Source organism: Microbacterium sp. NPDC055903 (assembly GCF_053615555.1).
The window spans coordinates 1,443,695-1,458,566 of the sequence record NZ_JBSHCA010000001.1 but is presented as its reverse complement, the minus strand read 5'-3'; the positions used below and the strand labels follow the sequence as shown (position 1 = coordinate 1,458,566).

Below are 14,872 nucleotides of genomic sequence, written 5' to 3'. Positions count from 1 at the left end.
ATACTCGACCTGACCCCCGGAACTCTTGAACAGTTGGTGAATTCTTTGCGACAGCGGCTCCGTGGGAGCCGGGTGTTGAGAGCGATCCGGTTCCTGCCTTATCTGGTCCCCTATGCGATCTGGCGGACGATCCGGCGCGTTCAGCCGAAGCGCATCCTCTTCCTCTCCGACTCCCATGACGGCTACACGGGGAACATGGCGTACCTGCGCGACGCCCTCGCTGCGCAGGATCCCGGTCTCGAGATCATCGGCGTGTTCAAGCCCGGCCTCGCCGCGCGCCGGCCGGTTCGGGATTTCCTCCGGCTGCCGCTGCTGATCGCGACGAGCAGGGTGATCGTGCTGGATGACTTCTACCCCCTGATCTATCGGTTCAGGATGCGTCCGCAGACGCGGCTCGTGCAGATCTGGCACGCCGCAGGGGCGTTCAAGCAGGTGGGCCACAGCAGGGCCGGCCTGCCGGGCGGCCCGACTCCCGGCAGTGAGATCCACCGCAACTACACCGATGCGATCGTCAGCTCCGAGGGGATCGTCGACGACTACGCGGAGGCGTTCGGCATCCCGCGCGGTCGCGTGCATGCGTGGGGGATGCCGCGCAGCGACGTGTTCTTCGACGAGCAGGTCGTCGCGCAGACGCGCCGCCGGGTGCGCGCGGCGCTCGGCGTCACCGAGGAGGAGAGGTTCGTCGTGTACGCGCCGACCTTCCGCGGGAACGGTCAGCGCAGCGCCGTCGCGGCGCCGGATGCCGACTGGGCGGCGATCGCCGCTCGGCTCGGGCCCGCATGGAAGGTGGGTGTGCGGCAGCATCCGTTCGTCGCCAGGGGTGCGCTGCCGGAGGGGATCATCGACGCGGCGGCGGTGAGCGACATGAACGAGCTGCTGATGGCGGCGGACGTGCTCGTCACCGATTACTCCTCGGCGATCTTCGAGTTCGCGCTGCTTCGGCGTCCGATCGTGTTCTTCGTTCCCGATCTCGAGGCGTACACGGATGCCCGCTCGTTCTATCGCCCGTTCGAGGCGTATGCGGTGGGGCCAGTGGTCTCGGATGCCGAGGAGCTCGCGGACGCCATTGCGGGCGCGGAGGTCGATGACGCACGGCTGGATGCCTTCCTCGACGAGTTCTGCGGCGCGCTGGATGGCAGTTCAAGCGTCCGAATCGCCGAGCGGTTGCTCGCCCGCACCGGATCGGAGGCCGCATGATCGCCCGGCTCGTGCGCACGCTGCGCCTCGACGTCATCGCCGCCTACGCGGCGAGGCTCGCGCTGACCCTCGTCAGTCTGGTACTGAGGCCCCTGCCCCGGCGCAACAAGGTCACCATGCTGACCAGGCAGAGCTCCAGGGTCCCGTCGGACTTCGCGATGCTGAAGCAGGCGATCCAGCGCGCGGATCCGTCGGCCGAGGTCGTCGTGATCGCCCGCATGGTTCCTCCCGGCATCCTGCCCAAGTTCGGGTACGCGGTGCATCTGATCGTGGAGATGTACCACGCGGAGACATCGCGGGTGCTCATCGTCGACGGGTACTCGATCATCGCCTCCGCCGTCCGGCACTCCGACGGGCTCCGCGTAGTTCAGGTGTGGCACGCCCTCGGCGCCCTGAAGAAGTTCGGGCTGAGCGTGCTCGGCCAGGCGGGCGGACGTGATCCGCGCTTGGCGAGGGCGATGCGCATGCATGCCGGTTACGACGTGGTGATCGCGAGCGCCGAGCGCTGCCGCGCCCCGTTCGCCGAGGCGTTCAGCGTCGACATCGAAAAGGTGGTGGTGGCGCCGCTGCCGCGTGTCGACCGCCTGCGCGACGAGGGGGAGCGGGCGAGGGCGCGCGCGGCCTTCGACTATCTGTACCCGCACCTGAAGGACGCACGCATCGCGCTCTTCGCGCCGACGTTCCGCTCCGGCGCCTCGCAGGCGATGATCGATCCGGTCGAGCTGACCCAGGAACTGGCGGCGGCGGGCTACACGACGATCACCAAGCTCCACCCGCTCGTGCCCGCACCCCGGCATCCGCAACTGCGCACCGCGCCAGGCATGTCGACGCAGGAGCTGCTACTCGTGGCCGATGTCTTCATCACCGACTACTCTTCCGCGGTGTTCGAGGCGGCCGTCGCCGGCGTCCCCTCGTACCTGCTCGCCCCCGACCTCGACGAGTACGTCGTGGGTCGCGACTTCTACGCGAGGTACCCGGAGGATCTCGGGCTCCCGCTCGCCCGGACCGTGCAGGAGCTGGTGGAGGCGGTGCGGGCGGGGGAGACCGCGCAGCCTGAAGAACTGGCCGCCGAGTGGGTCGCTCTCAGCGACACGCCCGCTGCGGACCTTCTGGCGGCCGTCGTCCTCGACGGGCTGCCCGCAGGGGCGATCGACACTCGCGAGGGGGCACATCGATGAGCAGCAACAGGGACAGAACGGTCGCGGTGATCCTCGCCGGCGGCATCGGCGTGCGCGTGGGGCTCGGCATCCCGAAGCAGCTCATCAAGATCGCAGGCAAGGCGATCGTCGAGCACACGCTCGAGATGCTGGATGCGAGCGCGCACATCGACGAGATCTTGATCGTCATGAATGCGGGGTCGCTGAGCGAACTGGACGGCCTGCGCGATGCGCGGCGCTTTCCGAAGCTGACCAGGATCATCCCCGGCGGCGACACCCGCAACGACTCGACGCTGGCCGCTCTCGCCGAGCTCGGTGACGATCCGCGGACCAAGGTGCTCTTCCACGACGCCGTGCGGCCCTTCGTCGACGATCGAATCCTTCGAGACTGCGTCGAGGCGCTGGATCACTACGACGCGGTCGACACCGCGATCCCCTCCGCCGACACGATCATCCAGGTCGACGCCGCGTCGCACATCACGCGCATTCCTGATCGTTCGCAGCTGCGACGCGGCCAGACGCCGCAGGGGTTCCGGCTGGGCACCATCCGCAAGGCGTACGAGCTGGCCGCGCGGGACAAGTCCTTCCACGCGACCGATGACTGCGGGGTCGTCTTCACCTATCTGCCCGATGTCCCGATCTACGTCGTCGACGGCACACCGGAGAACATGAAGGTGACGGAGCCGATCGACGTGCACATCGCCGACAAGCTCTTCCAGCTGCAGTCCGAGACGCTCTCGACGGATGCAGAGATCCCCGACCTCACCGGCAAGACGATCGTCGTCTTCGGCGGCAGCTACGGCATCGGTGCGAGCATCGTCGACCTCGCGCGGAGGGCGGGCGCGGACGTCCACGAGTTCAGCCGCACGAGCACGGGGACCGACGTCCGCTCGCGCGCCCGAGTCAAGAAGGCGCTTCGCTCGGTGCACGAGAAGACCGGAGCCATCGACGCCGTGGTCATGTCGGCGGGGGTGCTGCGGGTGGGGCCGCTCGCCAAGACGAAGGTCCGCGACATCGAGGACAGCATCGAGACGAACTTCCTGGCGCCGGTGATCGTCTCGCGCGCCGCATACAAGTACCTCCGCGAGACCCGAGGCCAGGTGCTCCTGTTCACCTCCAGCTCGTACACGCGCGGGCGCGCGAACTACGGGGTGTACTCGGCGAGCAAGGCCGCCGTCGTGAACCTGACCCAGGCCCTCGCCGAGGAGTGGGCGGGCAAGGGTGTGCGCATCAACTGCATCAACCCGCAGCGAACGAAGACCCCGATGCGCACCGCCGCCTTCGGCGAGGAGCCGGACGGCTCGCTGCTGGATGCCGGAGATGTCGCCGCTGTCAGCCTCCGCGTCCTCGGGGCGAGCATGACCGGCCAGGTCGTCACGGTGCGCGTCGAGCAGTCCGCCGCGGGCCCGACGCCGTGATGACACCCGAAGAGGCCCCCTCGCTCAGCGTCATCGTCCCCGTGCACGACGTCGAGCGATACCTGCCGGAGTTCCTCGGAAGCATCGAGGAGCCATCGGGAGAAGAACGCCTCGAGTTCGTCTTCGTCGATGACGGCTCCACGGACCGCAGCGCGGAGATCGTGGACGCCTGGATGGCACGCAGCGGGTACCGCGCACGTCTGCTCCGCACGGAGAACCATGGCGTGAGCGCGGCGCGGAATCGCGGCGTCGACGCCGCTACCGGATCCTGGCTGTGCTTCGCCGACCCGGACGATGTCCTGGGTCCCGGCTACCTCGGGCGGCTTCTGGGCTTCATCGACGCCCAGCCGCACGTCGACCTCGTCGCGACGAACCTGCAGCGCGTGATCGAGCCCGACCCACGATTCCGTGACACGCATCCGCTGAGATTCCGCTTCGCCGGAGGCGACCGGGTCGCCGACCTGGACGGCGACCTGTTCGTGATGAACGTCGCGTCGGTAGCCTTTCCCGCGGGCGCCGTCCGGGCATCCGGCGCCCGCTTCCGGTCGGCGCTGCACGCCTCGGAGGACGCCCTCTTCGTCGCCGAGTACCTCCTCTCGCTGAGCAGGACTCCGCGCGCGGGTTTCGCCGCCGATGCGGCCTACGGATACCGGAAGCGGGCGGATCGCAGCTCCGCCGTTGATCGCTACCGGATCGATCCGAGCACCTACGTCGACCGTTTCCGCGACGGATACGCATCGCTGCTCGCAGCTGCCGCCGAATCCGGCGTGGTGCCGCACTGGCTTCAGGCGATGGTGCTCTACGAGATGCAGTGGCTGCTTCCGGTGCAGCTGTCGCCCGAACGCTTCGCCGCCCACCTCGATGACGCGCAGCGTGGGGAGGCGCTCGCGGCGATCAGGGAATGCCTCACGTACGTCGATGGCGACCGCCTGCTGCGCTATGACGCGACCGCGCTTCCGCTCGAATGCCGCCTGCTGATCCTCGCCCTCACCGACAGGCCGCTGTGGAGCTGGGTGGGGGCGTACGCGCGGATGCCGCGGGGATGGCGGCGCACCGCGACGCTGCTGGCCTACTCGACGGGTGATACCGCGGAAGCTTCGTCGACGACATGGCATCCGGACTACTTCGGGCAGGCGGCACTGCAGTCCCACAGGGTCCTGGTTCCCGACACCGACCGCGCCGTCACCATCGCAGGCGCGCAGCGGCGCATCGTGCACCCGCGACCGGGCGAGACCGTCGCGCAGGCGCAGGACAGGCACCGTCGCGAGGTGATCGGCGATGCCGTCGCCTACGTGCCGGCGTTGGAGCACGAGGTGTACGTCCGCCGCACCAGGGCCTGGGCGGACGACCGCGCAGGGCGCTCCGCTCTGCGCAGGGAACGACGCCGGCGCGGCATCTGGTCGAAGGATGCCATGATCGGCAGGATGCTCCGCCCTGGGAGGACCTGGCTGTTCGAGCATGACCCAGACGACGAGACGGATCTCTCCGAGGTCATCGCGGACGAGGCCCGGCGGAGCGGCTTCTCCGTGGTCATCGCGAACGCCCGCCGCAGCAGCGCTGTCCAAGGCGGCCTGCGCTTCGGCTCTCTGCAGCACCGGATCGCGCGGGCGCGCGCGGCAGCGATCGTCTCGACCCGCCCGGTGGATCCGCCTTCGGCGCGCTCTCGCACTCGTGGTGTGAGGGTGCTGGTGACGTCGGAGAGCCCGAGCACGGAGTTCGCGCTGACGGTGCGACGGTTCGCCCCCGATCTGGTGATCGCGTCAGAGAAGACCGCATCAGAACTGACCCGGCGAGGCCTGAATGTTCAGGGGTGCGCGACACTGCTCCATGGCGATCTCCTCGTCACGATCATCGACGAGGAGACGCAGCGCCTGGCGCACCGACGGAGAGGAACGGGCCGTGGTCGCTGAATTCACCGTCATATCCCCGATGTACAACGTGGCCCGCTATCTGCCGGAGTTCTTCGCCTCGCTCGAGCGACAGACATACGGCTTCGAGCGGATCGAGGTGATCCTCGTCGACGATGGCTCGACGGATGACACCGCCGACATCGCGGAGGCATTCGCGCGCACGCGCTCGAACGTCCGGGTGATCCGCAAGGCGAACGGTGGGCAGGCGTCGGCTCGCAATGCCGCGCTCCCTCTCGCCACGGGCACGTGGCTGACCTTTCCCGACCCCGACGACGTGCTCTCGGACGGCTACTTCGCCACCGTCGCCGCCACCGTCGATCCCGTCCACCCCCAGGCGATGCTCTCGACGCGTCTGATGCTGTGGTTCGAAGCCGATGACGAGGTGAAGGACACGCATGCCCTGGACGGCCGCTTCCGCAACGGCATCGCTACGAGGAATCTCCGCGAGTCGCCCTCGTGGATTCAGCCGCACATCACCTCCGGCTTCGTGCAGCGCCGCGTCGTCGCCGAGGCGGGGCTGGACTTCCCGGAGGAGCTGAGGCTCCGGTTCGAGGACGGCGCCTTCGTGTCGCGGTACCTGCTGCGTTTCGCGGATCCGGTCGTGACGTTCATCCCGGGTGCGGAGTATCTGTATCGCCAGCGCTCGGACAGCTCCTCCACCATCCAGACCAGCAGTGCGGATCCGGCCAAGTACACCGACACCCTGCGCCTCGGCTTCCTGCCCGTCATCGCGGAGGCTCTGAAGCGCTCCGACGCGCTCCCCGGCTGGCTGCAGAACCTCTTCCTCTACGACCAGTTCTGGATCCTGCGCTCGAGTCAGTCGCCCGCGGTGCGCAATGCACGATTCCCCGCTTCGATGCACGCCGAGCTGGACGAACTCCTCCCCACCGTCCTGCAGCACATCGATGACGAGCGGATCCTCGCGTTCGACCTGATGTACGTCGCCCCGTGGATGCGGGAGGCGCTGGTGCTGGTCAAGCACGGCGACGGCTTCGGGCCGGTCTATCGCGGACAGGTCGACCACCGACGGGGGCTGCGCTCGATCGTGTACCGCTATCGGGGTGATGCTCCCGCGCTCACGGTGCGCAGCAACGGTGCCGAACTCGCTGTCGCCCATCGCAAGTCCCTCGGGCTGGAGTATGCCGGACGACCGATCGTCTTCCAGGAGACGGCGTGGATCTCCGATGCCGAGGATGTCGAGGTCCTCCTCGACGGCCAGGTTCAGATCGTTCATGATCGGCCTGCGAAGGTCGACCCGGCTTTCCCGACGCGCGTCTCGGACTCCCGCGCGAGGCGGCAGCTGCGACGCGCCACGAAGGCGATCACACGACGACTCAGCCGAGGAGGTCTGCGCGTCGTCCGTCGGGATGCCGCCGTCCGGTCGAAGCGGCTGGCGGAACGGTTCGCGCACGCCTGGGTGTTCATCGACCGCGACGTCGACGCCGGCGACAGTGCCGAGGATCAGTACTGGTGGGTGAAGGAGCATCATCCGGAGATCAACGCCTGGTTCGTGGTGCGTGAGGGAACACCGGACTGGGATCGTCTCTCCGCGGCCGGTGCGCGGCTCGTCGGCTATGGGACACCGGCGTTCTTCGCGCTCCTCAAGCACGCGGATCATCTGGCCTCCAGCCACGCGGATCGCTTCATCACCCACGCGCTGCCCCCGAAGATGCGCCCGGCCGACTACGCGTTCACGTTCCTGCAGCACGGCGTCATCAAGGGCGATATCTCGCACTGGCTCAATCCGAAGGACTTCCAGGTCTTCATCGCGTCGACTCCGGATGAGTACCGGTATCTGACCGAGTCGACCGCCTACCGGCACTCGACCAAGGAGATCGTGCTCGCCGGGCTCCCCCGCTTCGACGTCCTCAAGGAACGTGCCGACGCGGTGCCGGACGAGGAGAGGGATCTGATCCTCGTCATGCCGACCTGGCGCGACTACCTGGTCGGCCGGATGGGCAAGACCTCCGGAGAACGCGAGCCGATCGCCGATTTCGGTGAGACCGCATACGCGCGGTCGATCTCAGAGCTGCTGAACGATCCGCGCCTTCTCGACGCAGCGGAGCGCACCGGCCGACGCATCGTGTTCATGCCCCACCCCAACATGCAGCAGTATCTGGCGGACTTCGCGGTCCCAGACAGCGTGAGCATCCGCTCGTACGCCGATACCGACGTCCGCGAGATGATCGTGCACGCATCGATGCTGATCACCGACTACTCTTCGATCGCGTTCAACGCCGCCTACCTGCACGCGCCCGTGCTGTACTTCCAGTTCGACGCCGAGGAGTACTTCACCGGGCACACCGAGCGGCCGGGGTACTTCGACTACGAGCGCGACGGCTTCGGGCCTGTCACCGCGACCGCTGAGGATGCCGCGAAAGCCGCGGAGAGGATCCTGACCGAGGGGATCGATCCCGAGCACGTCCAGCGGATGCGGCGGGCGTTCCCGACGCGGGACGGACGAAACCGTCAACGCGTTCATGAAGCGATGCTCGGCGCGCGCACGCGCCCATCGGCGCCCTAGTCTCTCAGCTCAGAGCGCGTATCGCCTCATACACGCGGCGGCTATTCTCTTTGTCCCGATGAGCGAAGAGCATGTCAATCTTCTCCTGATAGCGCTCCTCGACCGCGGCGCCGTCAGAAAGAATGCGATCGAGAGTCGCAATGGCTTCGTCAACCGATCTGGCTACGGGCCAGTATTCGCCCGCCTCGTTGTCGAACCAGCCACGTCCGTAGTGTCGCGCATGAAACTCCTCGACATCGAACGGTAGCTGAAGCACCGGTATCCCGATGTACGCCGCATCGAACATCACCGACGTATAGTCGGTGACAAAAATCGCAGCCGAGGCAAGCAGGTCTCTCACGCGAGGTCCGGATGCGTCGACAAGCTTGATGCGTTCAGCGTCGAGGTTCAGCGAGGCGAAATGCGGCATCACCTCGTAATGCGGCGCGAACATCAGATCGATTCCGTGTTTCTCGAGCACGGCGACAAGCTCCGGGTGCTGGAGAAAGCTCGAGTAGAACAGTTCGTAGTCCGAACCCTCGAATGTCCCTGGGTCGTCGCCTCCGCGCTGATACGAAGGCAGCACGAGGTACTTTCGCCAGGTCGGCATCAGGACCACAGTTCGCCGGGACTCGCGCGAGAGCAGGTCGTATCGCGGCATACCGGTCTTGACGAGCTCTCTCGTGTAGCGCGTTCTAGCTGCCAGGTAGTCCAATTCTTGATCAATGCTGGTCACGAAAAGGTCAAGCCCAGTCTGCTCTCGGGCCAGCGACTCGGCGACATCGTTGAAAATGACGCCGTGCTGTAGGAACACCCGGCGCTGCTCAAGACGGTACGCCAAGAAAGCACGAAAGTCGTTGCGATCCCATTGCGGCGGAAGCAGATAGGCATCTATGTCCTGACTGGATATCACAACTCTTGCGTGCAGCACGGCCAGCCGATGAGACACACTGCCTCGCCGGATCACGCCTTGAGTTCTCGAGAGCCTTGACCACCCCGCACTGCCACGATCAAGCACGAATCTCGGGCGAACATGCTCTCCGCTTGTGCGCAACCATTCAAACAACGCATAGGCGTTGTCCTGCGCGGTGTCGCCTCGCTCGGACATGAGCCAGATCGGCTTCCCCAAGTAGAGAGGCCGAGTAACAAGTCTGAGAACGCGGTATCCACCGAAGGGCTTCCGCTGCACGAAAGCCCTGACGTCATTCATGGCTCGCAGGAGATTCCAGCGCAACCGGTTCAGACGGCGTCGATTGGGTTGAACGCGAAGGGCGAGAAAATCGTGCCCAATCGGCTCGAGGAGTGCTCTGAAGGACTTTCCGCGGATCGTGCGAGTCGACCTGAGCAATCCAAGCGAGGGCCGGGCGCGAATCGTGAACTGACCATTCTCAATCAGGAGATGGGCGTCGAGAGTGTGAAGCCCCTTCCTGAGGGAGTCTTTCCCGGCGGTCACCTCCCACTCGACGACCGTACTCGGGCGCTCGACGGTGGCTTCGCGTCGCACAACCACGTTGCCGAGCGACGTTATTGGCTTGCCCTTGCTGGCCAGCCGAACGCGAAGCGTGCGCTCAAGGCCTGTACCCGGCACGCCGGGCAAAACAACTCGGCCACCCACTACGAGCCGATCCGAGTTGGGTGCGCCTTCGAGCCGTTCAACGAAGAGTTGAGGTTGTGTCAGCCGCAGCAAGTCCGACTGCTCTTCTGGGAGGCTCGGCCTGACCTTCACGGATTCGCCCGTAACAAGTCTTTCAACACCATGGATACGCGACCACGGATTCTCGAACAGCTGATAGTCGCCCGCCAGCATCGCTGCAAACGGCAACCTATGATGAAGATTCAGTGTTCCGTTTCGGATCGCTTCCGGATCGAGCCCCCGGAAGAGCAAGGCTGCTCTCTCGAAATAGTCTCGCAGTTCATCGCGATCGAGCACACGAGGAGCCCTCAAGAGAAAGCCCTGCATCGACCGCACGAGGAAGAGCTCTGCCGCCTCCCTACGGCCAGATGCGAGCCCAGCCGATCTCACATCGACAAGTTCCGCAACGTGGAGATGGTCCCAGTAGTTCTGGACCCGTGTGAACAGCGAATCCATGATCGAGCCGGTGACCGCGCGCTTGCGGTACAAATACACGACCTCGGAGACAATCCGAATCCGGTCTGCGGCAAGGAGCAACGGAACAACGATGAACGCGTCCTCGAAATGCCTCCCCTCAGCGAATCCGGCCTCTCTGAATGCTTCAGCGCGGAACAGCTTGTTGCACGCACTCGCGTTGCTGAGCAGTTCCGGGAACTCCTCGATTCCCTTGAGCTCACGGCTCCCCTCCGCGAGCCCCGCCGACCAAGGCCATTTCGTCGTCGCCGGAAAAGTGCGCATGTCCCCTACGACTATGTCGACGCCGACGTCCATCGCGCCGAGCCTGATCTCCAGACTGTCGTCGGGCAGCACGTCATCCGAATCAAGGAACGCCAAGTACGGAGCGGATGCCGCCGCGATGCCCGTGTTCCTCGCAGCACCGAGCCCGCCGTTCTCCTGTTCGATCAAGATGACATTCTCATGCCTATCAGCGAATGCCGCGGCAACGGCGGCGCTGTTGTCCGTCGACCCATCGTTCACGAGGACGACCTCTGTCCTCGCAAACACCGTCTGGGATTCTATCGAGGCGAGACATTGTCCGAGGTATGTCTCCACGTTGAAGATCGGGACGATCAAGGAGATTTCGTAAGACGAGCCTTCCACCATGGTCACGAATCCTGTCCCGCAACAGCTGACAACTTGTTCGCCCACTTGAGCGAGTCGACGATGCCCGTGCGGAGGTCGGTCTGCGCGGTCCAGTCGAGCAGGCGAGCCGCCTTCTCTGCTCGGGGAATCGAACCGGGAGTGTCACCGGGTCGCGGTTCGGCGTGATCTACCGTGATGGTGGCACCGGTAACGGACTCGAACGCTTCGATAAGCTCGAAGACGGTCGTCCCTATGCCCGTACCCAGGTTGATCACATCGAATCCGCTGGGCGCCTGAGCCATGACCTGGTGGAATCGCAGCACGGCCGCAACGTGTGCACGCGCTAGGTCCCAGACGTGCACATAGTCTCGCAGCCCGGAGCCGTCCCGTGTCGGCCACCGTGTTCCAGTCACCGTGAACGGGGTCGACTCTCGATACGCGTGCATCAAACGTCCCAGCGCATGCGTCGGTTCCGGGTTCTGAAGGCCTGTACGCATCTTCGGATCGGCCCCAACCGGGTTGAAGTACCTCAAGCTGATGACGCGCATCGCACCCGTTGCCGCGAGGTCTTCGAGCACCCGTTCCATCATCATCTTCGATGATGCATAGGGGCTTCCTGGGCGAACAGGAGACGCCTCGTCGATGACCTCTCCGGCCTCGGGATCGTACATCGCTGCCGTCGAGCTCACAATGAACTTGGTCACCCCGTGGGCGGCCGCAGAACGTGCGAGCACGATGCTCTTGCTCACGTTGTTCTCGTAGTAATCCAGCGGCGAGCGGACCGATTCCGGCACGACAATCTTCGCGGCGCAATGGATGACCGTGTCGATATCGGGGTTCTCGAGAAAAACGCGGTCGAGGAGTGATACGTCCGCAACATCGCCCTGATAGAAGACGTGCTGCTCCCCGAACCTGCGCAGCCCTGTGCTCAGATCATCGAGAATGACCGGTTCGATACCCGCATCCGAGCAGCAGGAAGCAACCGTCGAACCGATGTACCCTGCTCCACCGGTGATGAGTACTTTCATCCGATCACCCCTTTTGCTCGACGCACCGAACGGCTCAGGAGCGCCAGAAAAGGGAGCAACCCGAGCCCACCCGCTCGGCGATACTCAAATAGAGAACTTACCGCAACCGTTCTCCCCACCCGACTCACGAGCGAGCGCGAGACCCTCCGGTGCGAATGAGATCTCTGGCATCTGATTCAGCCTAAGCGGACGACCGCGCGGAGGAGAATCCGGCCCGGATCTGGCCCTATGCTCTCCTCTAGCGACTCATCGGATTCCCGCACCGAGGAGACCGCACTCCCGTGTTCCCCCCGGCACTAGGACTCCCGTGCATACCCGCCTCCCGAGTGCGTCACCGACGTCGGTGACCTCGTCGCCCGTTTCCCCCCGCATCGTCGAGATCGAGGGCCTGCGCGGCATCGCCCTGACCCTCGTCGTGCTCTTCCACCTGTTCGGCGACGGCCGGGTGTCCGGTGGGGTGGACGTCTTCCTCGTCATCTCCGCCTTCCTGCTCTCGGGGTCGATGATCCGCAAGACGACCCGGCCAGAGGGGCCTCGACTCGTCGAGCACTTCTCCACGGTCGCCGCCCGGCTCGTGCCGCCGGCAGCGATCGTGCTCCTGTTCGTCTTCGCGGTCACGCTCACACTGGTGCCGAGCACCTCGGTGCGTCAGAACCTGCAGGAGATCCTCGCCTCAGCCCTCTACTACGAGAACTGGGAGCTGATCGGCTCGCAGCTCGCGTACGGTGCCGCCGGTCCTGACACGAGCCCGCTCCAGCACTTCTGGTCGCTCGCCGTCCAGGGCCAGTTCTTCCTGGTGTGGCCGTTCCTGGCCGTCGCGGTGGTGTGGGTCGCCCGCCGCTCGGCGATCCCACCGCGGGTGCTGTTCGTCGTCGTGAGCGCCGTGCTGACTGTGCTGTCGGCGGTGTATGCGTTCTGGCTGGTCGACATCGACCAGCCCGTCGCCTACTTCTCGACTTTCGCGAGATTTTGGGAGCTCGGCATCGGCGTGCTGCTGGGCCTCCTGCTCCCCGTGATGCGCATCGCTCCATGGCTCAAGACGGTCTTCGCATGGTCCGGGCTGACGCTGATCGTCGCCTGCGGCTTCGTGCTCGACGGCGGCGCGCTCTTCCCCGGGCCGTGGACCCTGTGGCCCGTCGTCGGAACGGCGCTCGTGCTGGCCGGAGCCGGAGCGCCCAGCCCGCCCGGCCCCGCGCGCATCATCGATACCCCGCCTCTGCGGTTCATGGCCAGGATCTCGTACGCGCTGTATCTATGGCACTGGCCCGTGCTGATCTTCTACATCCAGCTCCGCGATCAGGAGGGCGTGAGCTGGAAGGGAGCGATCCTCATCCTCGGGGTGTCCATCCTGCTCGCCTGGGGCACTCAGGCCTTGACCGGAACATCCCTGACCAGACTGCGCGCTTCTGTACGGCCATCGATGCTGATCGCGACATCGTTCATCGTCGCGCTTGTCGTGGTCGCCTCGACGACGACGGCGATCCGTGGAGTCGATGACCACCGCGCACAATTGATCGCTTCGGCCGAGCTATCGCCCGGCCATGTCGGCGCACTGGAGCTCGCCTATGGAATCGCAGCCGACGCGTCGTTGCCCGACCAGCCCGCACTTGACATCGCGTTCGATGACGCGCCCGCCGTCTACGCCGACGGTTGCGTCGAGAGCTCGAATAGCGCCCCAGGGGATCAACTGGAGGTGTGCGATAGCGCGCCGGAGAACGCCTCACGGACGATCATCCTCGCCGGTGACTCGCATGCCAGCCATCTCTACCCCGCGATCGCACCGATCGCGAAGGAGGAAGGCTGGCGGCTGATCGTCATGTCGCGAAACGCCTGCAGGATCACAGCTGTCGACACCGACGGCGTGACGCAAGCGTGCGCGACCTGGCTGTCTCGGTTCTTCGCCGAGGTCGCGGAGATCAGCCCTGACGCGGTGATCACGATGGGCACCCGGACTTCGCTCCGCGATGACGAGTCCGAAGAGATGAGCCCCGCCGAGATCGCCGCCTGGCGCGAGCTGGATGGCGTGGGCGTCCCCGTCATCGCGGTCAGAGACAACCCCCGATTCCCCGAGCTGGTTCCCGAGTGCCTCGTGATGCATCCCGCGGACCCGGCATCCTGCGGACGAGATAGAGAGGACGCGCTGGCCGAGGTTTCACCTTTCACCATCGCTGAGGGCATCCCGGCCAACACCGTGGAGATCGATCTCAGTGACGCTCTCTGCGACGATGACCGATGCGAAGCCGTGATCGGCAACATCGTCGCCTACCGCGATCAGCACCATCTGACGGCGACCTTCGCGCAGACTCTCGCCCCCGTGCTTCGGGAACAGCTGGAGCAGAAGGCTCCCTGGCTGTTCTGACGCTTCAGCTCAGCGCCCGCCGCCCCTTCACGCCCCCCAGTTGTCGGCGAGCTTGTTCAGCAGCCTGGCGAGCTCTTCCCGCTCCTCGTCGCTGAAGGCCTCGAGCGCCGTCGACAGTGCTTGTCGGCGCTCCCCTCTCGCACCGCGCGCGATCCGCCACCCCTCCTCGGTGAGCGCGATCCTGGTGCGCCGCGCGTCCTCCGGGTCCACCTCGCGCAGCACCAATCCGCGCTGAACCCCCTGCTGCACGAGCCGGGAGGCGCGCGGCTGGTCGACGCCGATCGCCTCGCCGAGGGCGCTGACGCTGAGGGGTTCGGATGCCGCGGCCAGCGCCTCCAGCATCCGCATCCACGCCATACCGCCGAATCGCGATCCGGGAGCGGCGTGCCAGGGCGGGCCGGGATGCCTTCCGTGGCCTTCGCCGTGGTCGCCGTGGTGACCGAACGGACCACCGTGCGGCCCTCCGCCTTCGCCAGGGCGATGCGGACCGTCGAATCCGCGGGGATGTCTGCGTCCGCGCAGGCGCGCGAGCGCTTCGGCGATGACGTCTGCGGGGTCGGGGGTGTTCACCTCTCAATTTTACA

At 65.9% G+C, this 14,872-nt stretch carries 9 protein-coding genes; 6 read left to right on the top strand and 3 right to left on the bottom strand.

What is annotated here, in order from left to right; all coding sequences use genetic code 11:
- Window positions 1–72: 72 nt before the first annotated feature.
- The 5 genes from ACWGJP_RS06715 to ACWGJP_RS06695 are packed head-to-tail and all read left to right on the top strand — an operon-like array spanning window position 73 to window position 8,206.
- A complete protein-coding gene (locus ACWGJP_RS06715) occupies window positions 73–1,197 on the top strand; it encodes a CDP-glycerol glycerophosphotransferase family protein (protein WP_452328971.1) in 1,125 nt (374 codons plus the stop codon).
- A complete protein-coding gene (locus ACWGJP_RS06710) occupies window positions 1,194–2,375 on the top strand; it encodes a CDP-glycerol glycerophosphotransferase family protein (RefSeq protein ID WP_452328970.1) in 1,182 nt (393 codons plus the stop codon). Before ACWGJP_RS06715 ends, ACWGJP_RS06710 begins: the two co-directional genes overlap by 4 nt.
- Complete coding sequence (locus ACWGJP_RS06705; protein ID WP_452328969.1) at window positions 2,372–3,772, top strand: SDR family NAD(P)-dependent oxidoreductase; 1,401 nt, start codon at window positions 2,372–2,374, stop codon at window positions 3,770–3,772. Before ACWGJP_RS06710 ends, ACWGJP_RS06705 begins: the two co-directional genes overlap by 4 nt.
- Window positions 3,772–5,682 (top strand): glycosyltransferase, encoded by a 1,911-nt coding sequence (locus ACWGJP_RS06700; protein ID WP_452328968.1) that lies wholly within the window; start codon window positions 3,772–3,774, stop codon window positions 5,680–5,682. The genes ACWGJP_RS06705 and ACWGJP_RS06700 overlap by 1 nt, the downstream gene beginning before the upstream one ends.
- Window positions 5,672–8,206, top strand: coding sequence for a bifunctional glycosyltransferase/CDP-glycerol:glycerophosphate glycerophosphotransferase (locus ACWGJP_RS06695; protein WP_452328967.1), 2,535 nt, complete (start codon window positions 5,672–5,674; stop codon window positions 8,204–8,206). The genes ACWGJP_RS06700 and ACWGJP_RS06695 overlap by 11 nt, the downstream gene beginning before the upstream one ends.
- Window positions 8,207–8,210: 4 nt before the next feature.
- On the opposite strand, the gene ACWGJP_RS06690 is transcribed toward ACWGJP_RS06695, so the two are convergent.
- Together ACWGJP_RS06690 and galE are read right to left on the bottom strand one after the other, a co-directional pair.
- On the bottom strand, window positions 8,211–10,922 hold the full coding sequence (locus tag ACWGJP_RS06690; RefSeq protein WP_452329505.1) for a bifunctional glycosyltransferase/CDP-glycerol:glycerophosphate glycerophosphotransferase: 2,712 nt from the start codon (window positions 10,920–10,922) through the stop codon (window positions 8,211–8,213).
- A 2-nt stretch (window positions 10,923–10,924) separates the two neighbouring features.
- Window positions 10,925–11,929 (bottom strand): UDP-glucose 4-epimerase GalE, encoded by a 1,005-nt coding sequence (galE, locus tag ACWGJP_RS06685; protein ID WP_452328966.1) that lies wholly within the window; start codon window positions 11,927–11,929, stop codon window positions 10,925–10,927.
- Between the two features lie 343 nt (window positions 11,930–12,272).
- On the opposite strand from galE, the gene ACWGJP_RS06680 reads away from it, so the two are divergent.
- On the top strand, window positions 12,273–14,288 hold the full coding sequence (locus ACWGJP_RS06680) for an acyltransferase family protein (protein WP_452328965.1): 2,016 nt from the start codon (window positions 12,273–12,275) through the stop codon (window positions 14,286–14,288).
- Window positions 14,289–14,315: 27 nt separating this feature from the next.
- Here the strand turns inward: ACWGJP_RS06680 and ACWGJP_RS06675 are convergent, their stop codons facing one another.
- Entirely contained in the window at window positions 14,316–14,858 is a 543-nt protein-coding gene (locus ACWGJP_RS06675; protein ID WP_452328964.1) for a MarR family winged helix-turn-helix transcriptional regulator, read from the bottom strand.
- Between the last annotated feature and the right edge of the window lie 14 nt (window positions 14,859–14,872).